15 protein-coding genes, 2 tRNA genes and 1 pseudogene are annotated in these 16,965 nt (G+C 72.5%); 10 read left to right on the top strand and 8 right to left on the bottom strand.

What is annotated here, in order from left to right; all coding sequences use genetic code 11:
• Positions 1–10: 10 nt before the first annotated feature.
• The 3 genes from ACFVYA_RS33810 to ACFVYA_RS33800 all read left to right on the top strand — a co-directional run bounded on the left by ACFVYA_RS33810 (position 11) and on the right by ACFVYA_RS33800 (position 2,851).
• Entirely contained in the window at positions 11–490 is a 480-nt protein-coding gene (locus ACFVYA_RS33810; RefSeq protein WP_285990741.1) for an SRPBCC family protein, read from the top strand.
• 61 nt (positions 491–551) lie between these two features.
• Entirely contained in the window at positions 552–1,004 is a 453-nt protein-coding gene (locus tag ACFVYA_RS33805; protein WP_387050807.1) for a hypothetical protein, read from the top strand.
• A gap of 203 nt (positions 1,005–1,207) precedes the next feature.
• The gene (locus tag ACFVYA_RS33800) at positions 1,208–2,851 is read left to right on the top strand and encodes a beta-1,3-glucanase family protein (protein ID WP_387050805.1); all 1,644 of its coding nucleotides are present in this window, start codon (positions 1,208–1,210) and stop codon (positions 2,849–2,851) included.
• Here the strand turns inward: ACFVYA_RS33800 and ACFVYA_RS33795 are convergent.
• Positions 2,848–3,714 (bottom strand): helix-turn-helix domain-containing protein, encoded by an 867-nt coding sequence (locus tag ACFVYA_RS33795; protein WP_387050804.1) that lies wholly within the window; start codon positions 3,712–3,714, stop codon positions 2,848–2,850. The two genes, ACFVYA_RS33800 and ACFVYA_RS33795, sit on opposite strands and share 4 nt — an antisense overlap.
• A gap of 153 nt (positions 3,715–3,867) precedes the next feature.
• On the opposite strand from ACFVYA_RS33795, the pseudogene ACFVYA_RS33790 reads away from it, so the two are divergent.
• Both ACFVYA_RS33790 and ACFVYA_RS33785 read left to right on the top strand, forming a co-directional pair.
• Positions 3,868–4,125 (top strand): annotated as a pseudogene (locus tag ACFVYA_RS33790) (helix-turn-helix transcriptional regulator); the annotation flags it as partial.
• A gap of 285 nt (positions 4,126–4,410) precedes the next feature.
• Positions 4,411–4,752 carry a hypothetical protein gene (locus tag ACFVYA_RS33785; protein WP_387050802.1) on the top strand — a complete coding sequence of 114 codons (342 nt, stop codon included), beginning with the start codon at positions 4,411–4,413 and terminating at the stop codon, positions 4,750–4,752.
• Between the two features lie 50 nt (positions 4,753–4,802).
• Here ACFVYA_RS33785 and ACFVYA_RS33780 read toward each other — a convergent pair whose 3' ends face one another.
• Complete coding sequence (locus ACFVYA_RS33780) at positions 4,803–5,315, bottom strand: lytic polysaccharide monooxygenase auxiliary activity family 9 protein (RefSeq protein ID WP_387050800.1); 513 nt, start codon at positions 5,313–5,315, stop codon at positions 4,803–4,805.
• A 273-nt stretch (positions 5,316–5,588) separates the two neighbouring features.
• Between ACFVYA_RS33780 and lexA the strand changes: the two genes are divergently transcribed.
• The gene (gene lexA, locus ACFVYA_RS33775) at positions 5,589–6,242 is read left to right on the top strand and encodes a transcriptional repressor LexA (protein WP_387050798.1); all 654 of its coding nucleotides are present in this window, start codon (positions 5,589–5,591) and stop codon (positions 6,240–6,242) included.
• Between the two features lies 1 nt (position 6,243).
• Here lexA and ACFVYA_RS33770 read toward each other — a convergent pair whose 3' ends face one another.
• Positions 6,244–7,449 (bottom strand): cytochrome P450, encoded by a 1,206-nt coding sequence (locus tag ACFVYA_RS33770; RefSeq protein WP_387050796.1) that lies wholly within the window; start codon positions 7,447–7,449, stop codon positions 6,244–6,246.
• A gap of 113 nt (positions 7,450–7,562) precedes the next feature.
• Here ACFVYA_RS33770 and ACFVYA_RS33765 point away from each other — a divergent pair, with 113 nt between their 5' ends.
• Together ACFVYA_RS33765 and ACFVYA_RS33760 are read left to right on the top strand one after the other, a co-directional pair.
• Entirely contained in the window at positions 7,563–9,008 is a 1,446-nt protein-coding gene (locus tag ACFVYA_RS33765) for an MFS transporter (RefSeq protein WP_387050795.1), read from the top strand.
• A gap of 114 nt (positions 9,009–9,122) precedes the next feature.
• Entirely contained in the window at positions 9,123–9,881 is a 759-nt protein-coding gene (locus ACFVYA_RS33760; protein ID WP_387050793.1) for an SDR family NAD(P)-dependent oxidoreductase, read from the top strand.
• A gap of 550 nt (positions 9,882–10,431) precedes the next feature.
• Here ACFVYA_RS33760 and ACFVYA_RS33755 read toward each other — a convergent pair.
• Both ACFVYA_RS33755 and ACFVYA_RS33750 read right to left on the bottom strand, forming a co-directional pair.
• Positions 10,432–10,683 (bottom strand): DUF4287 domain-containing protein, encoded by a 252-nt coding sequence (locus ACFVYA_RS33755; RefSeq protein WP_285990731.1) that lies wholly within the window; start codon positions 10,681–10,683, stop codon positions 10,432–10,434.
• Positions 10,684–10,752: 69 nt separating this feature from the next.
• Complete coding sequence (locus ACFVYA_RS33750) at positions 10,753–11,511, bottom strand: class I SAM-dependent methyltransferase (protein WP_387050791.1); 759 nt, start codon at positions 11,509–11,511, stop codon at positions 10,753–10,755.
• Between the two features lie 93 nt (positions 11,512–11,604).
• Between ACFVYA_RS33750 and ACFVYA_RS33745 the strand changes: the two genes are divergently transcribed.
• Complete coding sequence (locus ACFVYA_RS33745; RefSeq protein ID WP_387050790.1) at positions 11,605–12,204, top strand: TetR/AcrR family transcriptional regulator; 600 nt, start codon at positions 11,605–11,607, stop codon at positions 12,202–12,204.
• A 180-nt stretch (positions 12,205–12,384) separates the two neighbouring features.
• Here the strand turns inward: ACFVYA_RS33745 and ACFVYA_RS33740 are convergent.
• Positions 12,385–12,456: transfer RNA gene (locus tag ACFVYA_RS33740), tRNA-Val, on the bottom strand.
• Positions 12,457–12,493: 37 nt separating this feature from the next.
• Positions 12,494–12,568: transfer RNA gene (locus ACFVYA_RS33735), tRNA-Val, on the bottom strand.
• A gap of 168 nt (positions 12,569–12,736) precedes the next feature.
• Here ACFVYA_RS33735 and ACFVYA_RS33730 point away from each other — a divergent pair.
• A complete protein-coding gene (locus ACFVYA_RS33730; RefSeq protein ID WP_285993786.1) occupies positions 12,737–14,182 on the top strand; it encodes a DHA2 family efflux MFS transporter permease subunit in 1,446 nt (481 codons plus the stop codon).
• Between the two features lie 48 nt (positions 14,183–14,230).
• Here ACFVYA_RS33730 and ACFVYA_RS33725 read toward each other — a convergent pair.
• A partial coding sequence (locus tag ACFVYA_RS33725; RefSeq protein ID WP_387050788.1) for a serine hydrolase occupies positions 14,231–16,965 on the bottom strand: 2,735 nt, incomplete at its 5' end.

Raw genomic sequence — 16,965 nt, 5'->3', positions numbered from 1 at the left:
GGGGACGATGGTGCGCGACTACACCGTTTCCGAGCAGGCGATCATCCCGCACCCGGTCCGGCGGGTGTGGGACGTGATCTCCGCGACCCACCGCTACGCCGAGTGGGTCCCGACCGTCCTGGAGGTGACCGACCACCACGGCACCGCGGAAATCGGCCGGACCTACCGCGAACGCAACAAGTCGCTCGGCCCGCTGACCACCCGGTCCACCTGGACGGTCCGCGAAATCGAGCCGCTCACCCGCCGGGTCGACACCGGCGTCGGGTTCGCGCCGCTGCAGGACCTGACCAACGTGTTCGAGTTCGAGCCGCTCACCCGCGGCGACGGTTCGGAAAACACGCTGATGACCTACGCCGTCCGGTACCGCCTCGGCCTGGGCCCGCTCGGTCCGCTCGTCCACCGCGTCGTCGCCGCCGGGTTGCGCGCCGACATGACCCGGGCGATGGACAACCTCGCCGACGTCATCCTCGCCGAGGGAGTCCACCCGTAGGTGCAACCGGACGGCCGGGTGGTTCCGTCCGGGGAGCAACGGATCGAAGGAGGCACCTCCCATGCGCACGCTGTCCGCTGTCCCGGGCGTGATCCTCGTCGTGCTGAGTGCCGTGGCCTGCGGCAACAACGCCCGGCCCGGGTCGGCGGACGCGCTGTGCGCGGCCTCCTACGAACCGCGTGAACTCGTCGACAGCGGGCCGCTGTACCCGCCGTTGCCCGGCGCGGCGGAAGGCACGCGCGGCGAAAGCCGCAGCACCGACGCGGCCGCGATCAAGAAGGTCGCCGCCGCCGCGTGCGCCCTGCCGGAACCGCCGTCGGACCTGGCCTGCACCGCCGACATGGGGCCGAGCTACCGGCTTCGGTTCGTCGACACCCGGGGCCGGGCGACCACCCTCACCGCCGGCGATTTCGGCTGCCGGTTCGTCGAAGGACTGGGGACCCCGCGGTTCGACGCGAAGCCACTCTGGGCGGCGCTGGCCGCCGCCGGGCTCCCCGCGCCGCACGACCGCTGATCGCGGCGTCCACAAAGGACGATATGCGGACCACCGGAAGCAGTGGTCCGGGCAACATGAGGCAGCTTCGAGGGCCGTCCGTACCCGATCCGGGCCGCCGGATGTTGACCCCGCCGGACCGCGTACCTACCGTCCGGTCACCGTTCCCGGTGGACGCGGGGCCGGCCGGCCCCGCGGAAGCCGCCCGTTTCCGAGGAGGTGCCATGCTGTCGAGGCGTACCTTCGTCACCGCCGGCCTGGTCGCCGCCGCGGCGAGCACGCCGCTGTGGTCCGCCGTCACCGCTCCGCGAGCACGCGCCGCCACGGCCCTGCCGTTGACGCTGAAGAACAATTCGGGCGGCGGCACCGTCTACGCCTACATCAGCGGCTCGGACACCGCGGGCCGCCCCGGCTTCGTCACCGCCGACGGCCGGTTCCAGGCGCTGCCGAACCCCTCCTCGCCGGTGACGCCGGTCCCGGACTACGCCATCCCGCTCGGCGGCTCGGGGTCCCAGCTCACGGTGACCCTGACCGACTTCCTCATCGGCGGCCGGGTGTGGTTCTCGGTCGGCAAGAAGATCCAGTTCTTCGTCAACCCCGGGCCCGGACTGGTGCAGCCCGGGTTCACCAGCGCGGACCCGAACTGGCAGACGAACTGGACGTTCTGCGAGTTCACCTACAACAGCGCGAACCTCTACGCGAACATCAGCTACGTCGACATGGTGGCGCTGCCGGTGTCGATGGCCACCACCGGCGCGGCGGGCGCGCAGTCGGTCAGCCCGCTGCCGGACGGCGCCCTCGGGAGCATCGCGGACGGGCTGCGCGCGCAGCACAACACCGACGGCGCACCGTGGGACCGGCTGGTCGTCACCGACAGCGCCGGCAAGGTGGTGCGGGTGCTCGCGCCCGGCCACTCCCCCGTCGACTTCGGCGGCTACTGGACGAACTACCTCAACGCCGTCTGGGACCACTACCGCACGACCCCGCTGACGATCAACGGCCAAGGCGGCATCGGCTCCTACACGGGCACCGTCAGCGGCGACGCGATCGTGTTCGCCGGCCTGAACACCAACGGCGTGCCGTTCACCAAGCCGAGCGCGGCGGACATCTTCGGCTGCGCGAGCGGACCGCTGTACAACTCCGGCAGCGACGCCCGGGGCGCGGTCGCCGCCCGGCTGGCCGCCGCGCTGAACCGCAGCAGCCTGCTGGTGGCCGGCGGGAACAACCAGCCCGACGGCGTCGCACCGTCGCAGTACTACCGGGACGCCACCACCAACCACTACGCCCGCCTGGTGCACCAGTACGCCTCGATCGGCTACGCCTTCCCGTACGACGACGTCGGCCCGACCGGGGCCCAGCCCGTCGACGGCCACCTCCAGGACCCGGCCCCGACGTCCTGGACGGTCTCGCTCGGACCGGGCGCGGGCGGCGGCACGACCCCGCCCGGCTCCGGCGGCACGAGCGCGTACTCCACCATCCAGGCGGAGGCCTACAACGCCCAGAGCGGCACGCAGAACGAGTCGTGCGGCGACACCGGCGGCGGGGTGGACGTCGGCTGGCTGGCGAACGGCGACTGGCTCAAGTACGCCCGCGTCGACTTCGGGGCGAGCTCGCCGAACCAGTTCGTCGCCCGCCTCGCCTCGGGAGCGGCCGCCGGGGTCAGCGGCGCCATCCGGGCCCGCCTGGACAGCGTGACGGGCCCGGTGATCGCCGAGATCGACTTCGCGAACAACGGCGGCTGGCAGCAGTGGCAGACGGTGCCGGCCAACGTCGTCGCCCCGGCCACCGGCGTGCACGACCTCTACCTGACGTTCTCCGGCAGCTCGGCGGACTTCGTCAACGTCAACTGGTTCACCTTCACCCGCTAGCCGGCCGAGCCGGGTGGGCCGGGTGGGCCCACCCGGACGACGGACGGCGGGCCCGAGGCGGCGACGACCTCGCCCAGCCGGGCCGCGTCGGCCGAACCCGGGGCCGCGGTGAGGACCACCGCCATCAGGTCGTCTCCCGGCACCTCGAGCAGGGTGCCGTCGAGCGTGATGTCCGCTCCGTCGGGATGCCGGAACACCGCCCGGTTCTCGTACGCGGTCACCGGTTCCGGGGCCCGCCACAAGGTGTCGAACGGCCGGCTCGTGCTCCGCAGCTCGTCGACGAGCCCGGCGAGCGCCGCGTCCCCGGGGTAGCGCAGGGAGGTGTCCCGCAGCCGGGCGGCGAGCATCGCCCGGAAGCCGGCCGCGCGCTCGTCGGTCCGGCTGATCCCGCGGGGTGCGTTGCAGAACGTGCGCCAGGCGACGTTCCAGTCCCGGTCGTGCCCGGTCGGGCCGCCGGCCTGCAGCGCGAACCACGCACCGTTGACGGCGACCACGTTCCACGCCGCGTCGGCCAGGAACGCGGGGGTGCCGCCGAACCGTTCCAGCAGCCGCAGCGCCGCCGGCCCCGCCTCGCGCGGCACCCGCCCGTCCACCGGGGCGTAGCCGGCCAGTGCGCAGAGCCGTTCGTAGTCCGCCCGCCCGAGCCGCAACGCCCCGGCGATGGCGGTCACCACCCCGGCCGACGGGTGGCGGCGCCCCTGCTCCAGCCGCCGCACGTAGTCCGCGGACACCCCGGCCAGCTCGGCGAGCTCCTCCCGCCGCAACCCGCGGGTCCGCCGCCGCCCGCCCGGCAGCCCGGCCACGGCCGGGTCGGTGTTCTCGCGCAGCCGGCGCACCGCGGCGCCGAGATCGTGCAAAGCCATGGCACCAGGTGTACCAGCAGCGGCGCCGGGTTCGGGGTGCCCCTCGGTTCCCCGGGCTCCTTTGTGGACAGTTCGGCCCGGGTGGCGAGGCGGCCGTCACTCTCCGCGCCACCGCGGTGACGGCGGACCGGCCACACCTGACCGGTTCGCGTCCTGGTCACCGGCGGTACCGCCCCGGCATCACGGAACCCGCGCCGACACCGGGGAACGGCCGGACGAACGGGGAGGGCGATCGACCGCGCACCGGGGTGCACTGCTCCGCCGGCACTGGACCCGGCGGGCTTCACGCAGGAACACCTGGCCGAAGCCGCCGGGGTCTCGATCCGGACCATCCGGCGGTGGGAAACCGGCGGCCGGGGGCACCCGCACGGGCCGTCCGTGCGGCGCGTGGCCCAGGCCCTGGACCTGAGCCCCGGGGAAGGTGACCGGCTGCTCGCACCGGCGGACCGGCCGGAGCCGGCCGCCGGCCGGGCCGCCCCGGCTGCGCCCCTTCGACCCCGGGCTGTTCGTCGGCCGGGCGGAAGAACTCGGCGCGCTGACGGCGAAGCTGCTCGGCGGCGAGAACGTCGTCGTGGTGGCCGGGCCGCGCGGCATCGGCAAGACGTTCCTGGTACTCCGGTGGGCCACCGGGCACATCGCGCGGTTCCCGGACGGGCCGGCTGTACGCGAACCTGGGGGGACTCGGCACCGACGCCGGTGCGCGGGCGCCGTCCGACGTGCTGCACGAATTCCTTCTCGCACTGGGCCTCACGCCCCGCGAAATTCCCGGCGGCGACGAAGAGCGGGCCGCTGGCCGACTGCTTGCTGAAGAAGTCGCTGCAGCTGCTCGACCTCGGCTTCGGCGAGGACGGGGTCGAGGCCACTGCCGAGGCCGTGGAACTGCGTCGTCTCCGGGGCGACGACGACCGCGGGCAGGCAGTGCCGACCGGAGCCTTGCTGAGGATGCTGGCCCTGGCCGCGCTGACGGAAGTCGTCGAGGTGCGCAAGCGGTTCGTCGCCGCGAAGGAGGCCGGGCGGACCGTGTCGTCGAGGGGGTGACACGGCCCGTCCGGCCACTGTGGACGGTGCGGCCCGGTGGCCGCGCCGGTTCAGCTCACCTGCAGGTCGATGCAGGCGTAGAACGCGTTCGCCGTGTCGGCGATGTTCCACACCGCCAGCACCGTCTGGCGGCCCGTGTGGCTGCCCAGGTTCACCTGGTGCGCGACCGTCGACGGCGGCTGCTGGTCGTTCCCGCTCACCTCCGCGATCTTCTGGCCGCCGATGAAGTACTGGTAGTTCGACGTGCGGTGGCGGGCGGTGAAGGTCCAGGTGAAGGTCACCGTGCGGCCGACCTTCGCGGCGCGCCACCCCTTGCCGTTGTCGTTGAGCTCGGCGAACTGGGCCACCCCGCCGTTGCAGGACCGCAGGCCCTTGGGTCCTTCCACGCTCTGGGGCTCGTACTGGATCTGCCCGCACGCCACGACGTGCTGGGCACACTGCGCCTGCCGGCTGGCCGGCGAGCTGACGTAGCCGTGCGCGCTCGCGATCCCGGCGGGGTTGAGCACCACCAGGACGGGGGCCAGGAGGACACCCGCCGCGGCCGCGGCCAGTTTGCGGTTCATACCAGCTCCTTCTCCGAAAGGCTCGCGTCCCGCCGCCGGGCACGGCGAAGCCGCGGCCCCGGCCTCGATGGAGGTCCGCCGCGACGGGAAGGGTTGCGAGCGAAGGAAAATTGTGGTCTAGACCATACGTCGATTCGTTACCCGGGTCAACGGCTGGCAAAGTCCTGGTTGATGTTGGTAAGGCGCCAACTGTCACCCGGTGTTCCGTTGAGCGGGACCGCACCGGCCGGACCGGCGGCGGGACGCGGGGCGCCTGCCTCTAGGATCACGCCGGTGACCACCTACGACGACACGTTCGAGCACCTCGACCCCTCGGCCCTGCCGGAGCGGCAGCAGCGGATCCTGGTCGCGATCCGGGACTGGGTGGTCCAGCACGGCTACTCCCCCAGCACCCGCGAGCTCGGCGAGGCCGTCGGCCTGCAGTCGACGTCGTCGGTGTCGAAGCACCTGGCCAGCCTCGAAGACAAGGGTTTCCTGCGCCGCGGGGCCACCGTGTCGCGCCCGATCGACGTGCGCGCGTTCCTGCACGGCCCGGCGTCCGCCGAGGACGGCGACTCGGTGCCGGTGCCCGTGGTCGGCGACATCGCGGCGGGCACCCCGATCTCGGCCATCGAGCACACCGACGACGTCCTCAAGCTGCCCCGCGACCTCACCGGCCGCGGCACGGTGTTCGGCCTGCGCGTCCGCGGCGACTCGATGATCGACGCCGCCATCTGCGACGGCGACATCGTGGTGGTCAAGCAGCAGTCCGAAGCCCATTCGGGTCAGATCGTGGCGGCGATGATCGACGAAGAGGCGACGGTCAAGGTCTACCGCCGCCGCGACGGCCACGTGTACCTCGAGCCCCGCAACCCGGCTTACGACGTCATCGACGGCGATCGCGCGGTGATCCTCGGCGCGGTCGTGTCGGTGCTGCGCAGCGTCTGACTCACCAGGTGACCGGCAGCTCGTACACGCCGTACACCGACCCGTCGTGCTTGAACGGGATCTTCCCGACGTCGGTGGCCGGCGACAGGGTGGGGATTCGCCGGTACAGCGTGCCGTAGACGACCTGCAGCTCCAGCCGGGCCAGCGGCTGGCCGAGGCACTGGTGGACGCCGAAGCCGAAGGCCACGTGGCGGTGCGCGTCGCGGGTCAGGTCCAGCCGGTCGCCGGCGGGGAAGACTTCCGGATCGCGGTTGGCGATGTCGTTGGCCATGATCAGGCCCTCCCCCGCACGGACGGTCTCCCCGGCGATCTCGATGTCCGCCAGCGCGACGCGGCGGCGCCCGTTGTGCGTGATGTTCAGGTAGCGCAGCAGTTCTTCGACCGCCGACGCGACCAGCGCCGGGTCGTCGCTCTCACGCAGCAGCGCCAGCTGGTCCGGGTGCTCCAGCAGGGCGAGGGTGCCGAGCGCGATCATGTTGGCCGTCGTCTCGTGGCCGGCGATGAGCAGCAGGACGCCCATCTGCGCCGCTTCGCCCCGGGTCAGCTCCCCCGCCGCGACGCGGGTGGCGAGCCCGGAAAGCAGGTCGTCGGCGGGGTGCTCGAGCTTCTCGCCCACCAGCTGGTCGAGGTAGCCGATCAGCGCCCGGTGCCCGGCCGCCCGCTCCTCGGGCCGGGCGTCGCGGCGGATGATGACCTTGCTGTTCTCCTGGAAGAAGCCGTGGTCGGCGTACGGGACGCCCAGCAGCTCGCAGATCACCAGTGACGGCACCGGCAGCGCGAACGCCTCGACGAGGTCGACCGGGTTCGGGCCGGCCAGCAGCCCGTCGATCCGGTCGTCGACGATCTTCTGCACGGCCGGGCGCATCGCGGCGACGCGGCGGATCGTGAACGGCGCCGTCACCATCTTGCGCAGCCGCGCGTGCTCGGGGTTGTCCATCAGGATGAAGCTGATGCCGGTGCCGCCCTTCGGCAGCGGCGCCGGGCTCGGGTACCCGGGCCGCGTGACGTCGGCGCTGACGCGGGGATCGGCCAGCAGTGCCCGCTGGTCGGCGTAGCGGGTCACCAGCCACGGCGTGCTGCCGTCCCACAGCCGGACCCGGGCGAGCGGGGTCTCCTCCTGCAGCGCGCGGGCGGCGGGCGGCGGGTCGAACGGGCAGCCCGCGGCCCGGATCATCGGGAACTCGGGGATCTCGGCGGTGCTCGTCATGGTTCCTCCGCGGTGGCCGTCGGTTCGTGATCAGTCAACCGAAGACTGCTAAGCTAAGTCAAGCGACTGATTTAACTCGACCGCGCCCCTCGACCGCTCCCGGAGGACCGCTCGTGCCCGACCCATCCACGTCCGCCCGGGAGGCCTCGCCGCGCGCGAACCTCGTCGTCGCGGTCCTCGCCCTCGCGGGCATCACCGTCTCGCTGATGCAGACGCTGGTCATCCCGCTGATCCCGGCGCTGCCCGGGCTGCTGCACGCCTCCGCGGCCGACGCCACCTGGGCCATCACCGCTACCCTGCTCGCGGGTGCGGTGGCGACGCCGACCATGGGCCGGCTCGGCGACATGTACGGGAAACGGCGGATGCTGCTGATCAGCCTCGGCGCGCTGGTCGCGGGCTCGACGATCGGCGCGCTGTCCGACAGCCTCGTGCCGATGGTCGCCGGGCGGACCCTGCAGGGCCTCGCCGCCGGCGTCATCCCGCTCGGGATCAGCATCATGCGCGACGAGCTGCCCGCCGAACGGCTCGGCTCCGCCACGGCGCTGATGAGCGCGTCGCTCGGCGTCGGCGGCGCGCTGGGCCTGCCCGCGGCCGCGCTGCTGGCCGAAAACGCCGACTGGCACGCGCTCTTCTGGACCGCGGCCGGCCTGGGCGTGGTCGTCACGGCGCTGGTCGTCGCGCTCGTGCCGGAGTCGCCGGTCCGCACCGGCGGCCGGTTCGACGTGCCCGGCGCGGCCGGGTTGTCGATCGCGCTGGTGTGCCTCCTGCTGGCCATCTCGAAGGGCGCCGACTGGGGCTGGGGCAGCGCGGCGACGCTGGGCCTGTTCGCGATCGCCGTCGTCGTCCTGCTGCTGTGGGGCCGCTGGGAGCTGCGCACGGCACAGCCGCTGGTGGACCTGCGGACGACCGCGCGGCGCCAGGTGCTGCTGACCAACATCGCCTCCGCGGTGTTCGGCTTCGCGATGTTCGCGATGTCCCTGGTGCTGCCGCAGCTGCTGCAGCTGCCGGCGGCCACCGGGTACGGCCTCGGGAAGTCGATGCTGGCCGTGGGTCTGGTGATGGCGCCGTCCGGGCTGGTGATGATGGCGCTGGCACCGGTGTCCGCGCGCATTTCGGCCACCCGCGGCCCGAAGACGACGTTGATGCTCGGCGCGGTGGTCGTCGCCGCCGGGTACGCGCTCGGCATCGTCCTGATGAGCGCGACCTGGCACCTGGTGCTGATCTCGAGCGTCATCGGCGCGGGCATCGGGCTCGCCTACGGCGCGATGCCGGCGCTGGTCATGGGGGCCGTGCCGGTGTCGGAAACCGCGGCGGCCAACAGCCTCAACACGCTGATGCGCTCGATCGGCACGTCGGTTTCCAGCGCCACCGCCGGGCTGATCCTCGCCCGGCTGACGATTTCGTTCGGGCCGGCGACGCTGCCGTCGCAGAACGGCTTCCGGCTGGTGCTGGGGATGGGGTCGGCGGCGGCGCTGATCGCGCTGGCCGTGGCCGCGTTCCTGCCGCGGCGGTCCCCGGCGCCGGGTCCGCGCGAACCCGCCGTCGCGGCCGCCCGCTGACCGACGCGCTGCCGGGAGGTGCGCGCGTGGTGCGCGTCCGGTCAGCGGCGGACGGAAACCTTCGGGACAACACCGGGTCACCACGGGCCCGGCACGGACCCGGAGGAACCGGACATGACGAAGAACGCTTTGGTGACAGGGGCTTCGCGGGGCATCGGCCGCGCGGTGGCGCTGCGGCTGGCCGCGGACGGCGCGGTGGTCGCGGTGCACCACGGCGGCAACGAAGTGGCGGCCGGGGAAACGGTCGCGCTGATCGAGAAGGCGGGCGGCCGCGCCTTCCCGGTGACGGCCCGGTTCGGTGAACCCGGGGCGGTCGACCGGCTGGCCGACGCGGTCACCTCGGCGTTCGGCGGCGACGGGCTCGACATCCTCGTCAACAATGCGGGCATCAGCTCTCACAGCTCGATCGGCACCCTGACCGAGGAGGAACTGGACCGGCTCCTGGCGGTCAACGTGAAGACGCCGATGCTGCTGATCCAGCGCCTGCTGCCGGCCTTGAACGACGGCGGCCGGATCGTGACGGTCGGTTCGATGGCGACCCGCATCGCGGTCCAGACCCAGATCGGGTACACGGTGAGCAAGGCGGCGGTCGAGGCACTGGCGCCGACACTGGCGAACGAGCTGGGCCGGCGCGGGATCACGGTCAACACGGTGGCGCCGGGGCCGATCCGCACGGACATGACGGAGCCGATGCTCGCGATCCCGGAGGCGGCGGCGGGCCTCGCGGCGATCACGGCCCTCGGGCGGATCGGCGAGCCGGAGGATGTTGCGGACGTGGTGGGGTTTCTGGCCGGGCCGGGCGGGCGGTGGATCACCGGGCGGACGTTGGATGTGTCCGGTGGGACGTTCCTCGGGCCGCTCGCCGCCGGGTGAGGCCCTTGCGGCGAGATGTCTCTCCAGTCACGCGAGATGTCTCGCCAGTCACGCGAGATCCGTGCCCAGTCACGCGAGATCCGTGCTCAACCACGCGAGATCCGTGCTCAGTCACGCGAGATCCGTGCCCAGTCACGCGAGTTCCGTGCCGAGTCCCATGAGTTTCAGCTCCTGCCGCGTGACCGGCGGGCATCTTGCGTGGTCAGCGAAGCATCTCGCGGATTCCCTCTTCCGCCGACCCGAACGCCGGATTGTTCAACGGCCGTCACGCCGCGTCAAGGCGGGAAAGCGTGCCTTGACCCGGCGTGCCGGCCGCTGATGCGGCTGCGTATCGGGTTGGCAGGGGGGTGTGCTCGCCGGGTGGGCAGGGGCGAGCGGCCTCGGCCGGTGAGGGGGCGAGAGCAGCCAGGCCGGTCAGGGGCCGGCCGGTCGAGGCGGGCTGCCAAGCCGGTGGGGGTGAGCGCAGCCGGTGCTCGGGGGTGAGCAGAACCGGTCGAAACTGGCCGGTCGAGGCCGGTGCCAAGCCGGTGCGGGCGAGCGCAGCCGGCGGTCAGGGGCGGGACGCCAGGCCGTCCAGGTGGAGGACTCCTCCTGTGTGGTGCTCGGCCACGAACTCCGGTCCCTTGGTGATCAGCCTGGCGATTGCCGTTGCGTGGCCGTGGCCCAGGGCGTGCTCTTCCTTCAGCCACGTGATGATCTCGGCCGGCTTTGTGAGGTTCTTGGCCGCCGCGCGGTCGAGGAACGCTCGGGGGGTGATGCCCGTCTGCTTCTCCGCGTTGTCGAGGTAAGCCTGAAAAGACATGGTTTCTCCCCAGTTGGGCCGGATGAAGTCGAGGTTTCCTCGGCTTCAGCCAAGATCTCACCGACAACTTTATTTGTCAAGGCGGGTCGCGACCACCGCCAACGTTGTGTACGGCAGCACGAAGCTGCCGCCCAGCCCGTCGATGGCCGCGCCCACCTCGGACAGCACCTCGGCCAGCTTGTCCGGTGGCAGCCGCGTCAAGCCGCCCGTTGTGGGGAGGAAGTCGAGCCACTCGGTGCGCGTGTACGTCCTCTGCCACTCGAAGTGCCAGCGGTCCGGGGTGCCGAGGCCGTCCTCCCTGGCGATCGCGTCGGCGAATCCGGTGAACATCACGTCGTAGATCTCCGCGGCCGGCCGGGACTCGGCCGCGAACGGCGAACCCGGGAGCACGCGACGGCACGCCGCCGCGAAGGCCGCCGCCACCTCGGCCGGCGGCTGGAACACGTGGGCGAACACCGCCAGCAGGCCGCCGGGCCGCAGGACCCGCGCCGCCTTGGCCGGGCCCGTCGCCGGGTCCACCCAATGCCACGCCTGGCCGGCGACGACCGCGTCGAAGGTCCGGCCGGCCGGGGCCCAGTCCTCGAACTTCGCCACCTCGACGTCGATGCCGCCCTGACGTGCGAAGGCGGCCATCCGCTCGTCGGGGTCGATGCCGAGCACCCGGCAGCCCGCCGCCCGGAACTGGCGGGCTTCGATGCCGGTTCCGCAGCCGACGTCCAGGACGTCGGGTCCCGGACTCGCGGCGACGACGCGGTCCACCAGCTCGCGCGGGTACTCCGGCCGCGCCCGGTCGTAGCGTTCGGCGTCCGTTCCGAAGGATTCCGCCATCGCACGCGCTTCATGAGGTTGAGTGGGCATGCGCCCACTTTAATGGGCACTCGCCCACTAGGGCAACCGCCGGGCGTACCGGAGAATAGGGGCATGCCGACCGGGGTCCACCTGCGCGATGTGCGCAAGCAGCTGTTCGACGCGGCCGAGCGGGTCCTGCTCCGCGACGGGCCGGCCGCGCTGACCAGCCGGGCGGTGACCACCGAGGCCGACGTCGCGAAGGGTGTCCTGCACCGCCACTTCGCCGACTTCGACGACTTCCTGGCCGAACTGGTCCGCGACCGCATCGCCCGCCTGACGGACCAGGGGGTACTCCTGCGGGCGGGGGCGGGAACCCGAACGGTCGCGGAGAACCTCGTCGACGCCCTGACGGAGTTGTTCGACCCGGTCACCGTGGCCTTGTCGAGCCTGATCTTCTTCCGCGACGAGCTCCGCACCCGCTTGCGCCACCGGGGCAACGGGGTGCCGCTCCTGGTGGAAGCGCGGCAGATGCTGGCGGCCTACCTGTCAGCCGAGCGCGAACAGGGCCGCATCGCAGCGGACGCGGAGGTGGATTCCCTGTCCCTGTCCCTGATCGGAGCAGCCCACCTGCTTTTCGCGGGCCGCCGACAAGGAACCCTCCCCGAACCAGGCGAGCTGGCGAAGATGGTCCACACGATCACCGCCGACGTGCACCAGCGCCGCCTGCTGTGAGCAAAGAGTCCGAAGTGGATCAAAGCCCACACCCACAGCACCCCGACAGCGCAACGCAACCACCCGCGCGGGTCCGGGGGCGTGCCCCCGGCGGGGGCGTGGGGGCTCGGCCCCCACAGGACACAACGAGATGAGCCCCGTTCGCGCTTTCCGCGAACAGGGCTCATCCAGCGAATCTCGTGGGCGATACTGGGATCGAACCAGTGACCTCTTCGGTGTGAACGAAGCGCTCTCCCCCTGAGCTAATCGCCCGCGGTGCCGCCTGCCACGAAATCCGGGGGTGGACTCGTGGTGCGCGATACTGGGATTGAACCAGTGACCTCTTCCGTGTCAGGGAAGCGCTCTCCCGCTGAGCTAATCGCGCGCTGCGGAACTTTGTGTTGACGAGAAGCATAACGGACGTCTGGAGCGGCCGCGCAGGGGGTCCGGTGTACCGAAAACCGCCTGACAGGAGAGGCCCGAAACGGGCACACTGCGAAGGACGTCCGTGTTCGGCACGGGCGTCCCGGCCGACCAGGAGAGTCCCACCCCGATGACCGAAACCGTGTCCACCCCGCCCGCCGACGTGAACCGCCCCCCGGCGCGCTCGGGACTCCTCATCGGGGTTCTCGTGCTTTCCGCGTTCGTGATGATCCTCAACGAGACGATCCTGAGCGTCGCGCTGCGCGACCTGACCGTCGACCTGCGCGTGCCGACGACCACCGTGCAGTGGCTGACCAGCGGGTTCCTGCTGACCATGGCGGTCGTCATCCCCACGACCGGGTTCCTGCTGGAGCGGTTCTCGCCGCGGCAGGTGTTCCTGTTCTCGCTGTCGGCCTTCAGCCTGGGCACGCTGCTGAGCGCGCTCGCGCCCGGGTTCGGGCTGCTGATGGCCGGGCGCGTGGTGCAGGCGTGCGGCACGGCGGTGATGCTGCCGCTGCTGATGACGACGGTGATGCGGCTGGTGCCGCCGGAGCGGCGCGGCGCGACGATGGGCACGATCACGATCGTCATCGCGGTCGCGCCGGCGATCGGGCCGACCATCGGCGGTGCGGTGCTGTCGTCGCTGGGCTGGCGCTGGATGTTCTGGATCGTGCTGCCGCTGGCGGTCGCCGCGCTGGTGGCCGGTGCGCTGATGCTGCGCCTCGACAGTGAACGCCGTCAGGTGCCGCTGGACGTGCCGTCGGTGCTGCTGTCCGCGATCGGGTTCGGCGGGGTGCTGTACGGCTTGTCGTCGGGCGGGGAGCAGGCCGGGGCCGAGCCGCCGGTGCCGGGCTGGGTGCCGATCGTCGTCGGGGTCGCCTCGCTGGTGGTGTTCACCTGGCGGCAGCTGCGGCTGCAGCGCCGGGACCGCGCCCTGCTGGACCTGCGGCCGTTCACCCACCGCAGCTTCGTCGTCGCGCTGGTGCTGACCGCGTTGCTGTTCGTGTGCCTGATCGGCGCCGCGGCGATCCTGCTGCCGCTGTACCTGCAGACGGTGCTGCACACGAGCACGTTCGTCAGCGGGCTGGCCGTGCTGCCCGGCGGGCTGGTGCTGGGGCTGCTGGGCCGCCCGGTCGGTGCGCTGTTCGACAAGGTCGGCGGGCGCCCGCTGGTCATCCCCGGCGCGGCGGCGATGGCCGCTTCGCTGTGGCTGTTCGCGGTGCTGGGGCCGGATTCGCCGCTGGTCGCGGTGATCGGGATCCACGTGCTGATGATGGCCGGGCTGGGGCTGATGATGACGCCGCTGTTCACCGAGTCGCTGGGCGTGCTGCCCGAGCACCTGTACTCGCACGGCAGCGCGATCCTCTCGACGCTGCAGCAGGTGGCGGGCGCGCTCGGCACGGCGGTGTTCGTCAGTGTGGCGACGCTGGGCAGCCACGACACGACGGCGGCCAGCCCGGACGCCTCGGGCCTGCGGGCCGCGTTCATCGTCGCCGGAGTCGTGGGGCTGGTCGCCTTCGCCGGCAGCTGGCTGATCCGGCGGGGGCCGGCCCCGCAGGCCGCTGCGCACCACTGAGGGAAGTCCCGCTTCCGCTCGGCGAGCGGAAGCGGGAGTTCACCGCAGCTACCTGGTCTTCGGGGTCGCGCGGACACCGCAGTGCAGGTACCGCTCCCCCGTCGGCAGCGTGTAGAACGTCGCCGAGATCCAGGACCGTGCGCCCGGCTCGCGGAAGACGAACTGCGAGCCACCCATCGGGATCAGGTCGTGTTCCGTCGTCGGTTCCGGGACCAGCACGGCGATCGGGCCGGTGATCGTCTGCCGCAGCCGCAGGCCCGAGCCGCCTTCGAAAACCTCGATCCGCATCGACGCGCGCTCGTAGACACCGAGGAACTCCGCGAAGTCCACGGACGGCGGCGTGGCGGCCGGCCCGATCGTGCGGGGCATCGCCACCCCCGCGAGCTCGGCGAAGATCTCGCGGTAGAGCTCTTCGTACAGGTCGCGCGTGTTGCCGCCGTTGGTGAGCAGTGTGACGGCCAGCCCGTGGGAGGGCAGGAGCCGGAGGAACGCCGACTGCCCGATCGTGTTGCCGTCGTGGCCGATGACGCGGTGGCCGTCCCAGTCGAAGCGGATCCAGCCGAGGCCCCACGAGTCGCCGAGGGTGTGCTTGTCGGGCATGTCCGCCTGCCACTCGGTCATCGCCGCCGCCGACGCGCCGGACAGCACGTCGAGGCCGCCGGCCAGGTGCATCCGGGCGAACGCCAGGACGTCCGCCGCCGGCGCGGTGATCAGCCCGGCCGGGCCCGCCGAGCGCGGCAGGCCCCACGCCGGCGCCGGCCGCGGCTCGCCGTCACCGGCCGAGACGTGGCCCATCGCCGCGCGGTGCAGCAGGGCCTCCTCCGGCAGCGTGCCCGTGCGGGTCAGGCCGAGCGGGGTGAACAGCCGTTCGCTCAGGGCCGCGTCCCAGGTCAGGCCGGTGAGCTGCTCGATCACCCGGCCCACCAGCACGAACCCGGAGTTGCAGTAGGACAGCGTCGCCCCGAGCGGGTGGTTCTGCGCGACCTCGGCGAGGAGGCCGACGAACTTCTCGATGCAGTCGTCGCCGCGGCCGGTGTCGGTGAAGACGTCGCCGTCGATGCCACTCGTGTGGGTGAGCAGGTGCCGCAGGGTCACCTGCTTGGTGACGTCCGGGTCGGCCAGCCGCAGCTCGGGCAGCACGTCGGCGATCGGCGCGTCCAGCTGCAGCAGGCCCTCGTCGACCAGCTGCATGGCCACCGTGGCCGTCCACACCTTGGTGATCGAGCCGATCTGGAACACCGAGTCGTCGGTGACCTCGACCCCCGTGGCGGTGTTCAGCACGCCGTGGCTCGCCAGCACCTGGTCGTCGCCGCGCAGGATGCCCAGCGACGCACCCGGCACGCGGTGCTTGCGCGCCAGCGCGGCCAGGCGCCGCCGCCAGTGCGCGGCGTCGAGCGGCACCCGCGCCGGCTTGCCCGGCTCGCCCGCGTACTGGGAGACCCAGTCGACGATCCGGCGGTTGAAGTCCAGCCGGTGCGACGGTTTTCCGTCGAGGATGAACAGGTGTGCCGCGCCGGGGTAGAGCACCAGGCGGGTGGGCACACCCTGCTCGCGCAGTGCGGTGAACCACTGCTCGGCCTGCCCGGCCGGGCAGCGGTCGTCGGCGCCGCCGTGCACCACCAGGGTCGGCGTGCGCACCTTTTCCACCTGGGACAGCGGGGAAAGCGCCGCGTAGTGCGCCCGGTTTTCCGCCGGGAGCGCGCCGAGTTCGGCGACGCCGAGGTAGTGGCCGCTGTCGGAGGTGCCGGCCATGCTGACCACGTCGCTGACGACCCCGCCCGCGACGGCCGCGGCGAAGCGGTCGTCCCGGCTGGTGAGGTAGCAGGTCATGTAGCCGCCGTAGCTGTAGCCGGCCACGGCGAGCCGCCGCGCGTCGGCGACGCCCTCGGCGACCAGGTCATCCAGGGGTTCGAGGAAGTCGCGGGCGTCGGCAACGCCCCAGGCGCCGACCGCCGCGGTGTAGAACGCTTCGCCGTAGCCGTCGCTGCCCCGCGGGTTGAGCAGCAGTACGGCCCAGCCGCGCGCGACGAGTTCCTGGTGGTAGAGGTGCACGGCGTCGGCGGTGCCGCTCCACGCGTTGTGCGGGCCGCCGTGGATGTCCAGCAGCAGCGGCCGCGGGCCGGTGCGGGCGGGGTCGCGCAGCAGCCAGCCGGCCACGACCGTGCCGTCGGAGACGGTGAACTCGCGTTCTTCGGCGACGAACGGCTCGAGGTCCCCCGTCCCGTACGCGGTGCGCACCTCGATCTCCCCGCCGGGCAGGCCGACCGTGGCGACCTCCCCGTAGGAGGTCGGCGTGACCAGCACGATCGCCGCGGTGTCCCCGGCGACGGACATCGCGGCCACCGTGTTCCCGGCGCCGCCGACGACGAGCCGCGGCTCGCCACCCCCGGCGTCGACCGCGTACAGGTGCGTGTAACCGCGGTCGCGAACGCAGAAGAGCACGGTGGCGCCGGAGAGCTGCGGGAGCGCGCCGGGGTAGCCCGGCCCGCCGGGCATGACGTTGCGGTCCAGCGAGGCGGCCAGATCAGTGGTTTCGCCGCCGTCCAACGGGATCCGCAGCAGCCCCAGGTGCCCGGGCGCGGTGTCGCGGCGGCCGACGACGAGCAGCGCGGCGGCGTCGGCGGTCCAGGCGACCGTGCCGCACATGCCCTCGCCGGAGCCGACCGGCCGTGGGTCCCCGCCGGGCTCGACGACGTACGCGCCGGAGCGGAACGTCAGGTCGGAATCGGGGTCCGGTCCCGCGGGAAACGCCAGGAGCGAGCCGTCCGGCGTCCACGCGGGAT

It is taken from the genome of Amycolatopsis sp. NPDC058278 (assembly GCF_042881395.1).
Taxonomy (GTDB): Bacteria; Actinomycetota; Actinomycetes; order Mycobacteriales; family Pseudonocardiaceae; genus Amycolatopsis.
The sequence above is the reverse complement of the archived record's forward strand: the minus strand, read 5'-3'. Positions and strand labels throughout refer to the sequence as shown.

Excerpts from the sequence above, each read along its gene's own strand:
- ACFVYA_RS33805 (WP_387050807.1), top strand. The coding sequence starts at position 552 with ATGCGCACGCTGTCCGCTGTCCCGGGCGTGATCCTCGTCGTGCTGAGT.
- ACFVYA_RS33800 (WP_387050805.1), top strand. The coding sequence starts at position 1,208 with ATGCTGTCGAGGCGTACCTTCGTCACCGCCGGCCTGGTCGCCGCCGCG.
- ACFVYA_RS33795 (WP_387050804.1), bottom strand. The coding sequence starts at position 3,714 with ATGGCTTTGCACGATCTCGGCGCCGCGGTGCGCCGGCTGCGCGAGAAC.
- ACFVYA_RS33780 (WP_387050800.1), bottom strand. The coding sequence starts at position 5,315 with ATGAACCGCAAACTGGCCGCGGCCGCGGCGGGTGTCCTCCTGGCCCCC.
- ACFVYA_RS33770 (WP_387050796.1), bottom strand. The coding sequence starts at position 7,449 with ATGACGAGCACCGCCGAGATCCCCGAGTTCCCGATGATCCGGGCCGCG.
- ACFVYA_RS33760 (WP_387050793.1), top strand. The coding sequence starts at position 9,123 with ATGACGAAGAACGCTTTGGTGACAGGGGCTTCGCGGGGCATCGGCCGC.
- ACFVYA_RS33755 (WP_285990731.1), bottom strand. The coding sequence starts at position 10,683 with ATGTCTTTTCAGGCTTACCTCGACAACGCGGAGAAGCAGACGGGCATC.
- ACFVYA_RS33750 (WP_387050791.1), bottom strand. The coding sequence starts at position 11,511 with ATGGCGGAATCCTTCGGAACGGACGCCGAACGCTACGACCGGGCGCGG.
- ACFVYA_RS33745 (WP_387050790.1), top strand. The coding sequence starts at position 11,605 with ATGCCGACCGGGGTCCACCTGCGCGATGTGCGCAAGCAGCTGTTCGAC.
- ACFVYA_RS33730 (WP_285993786.1), top strand. The coding sequence starts at position 12,737 with ATGACCGAAACCGTGTCCACCCCGCCCGCCGACGTGAACCGCCCCCCG.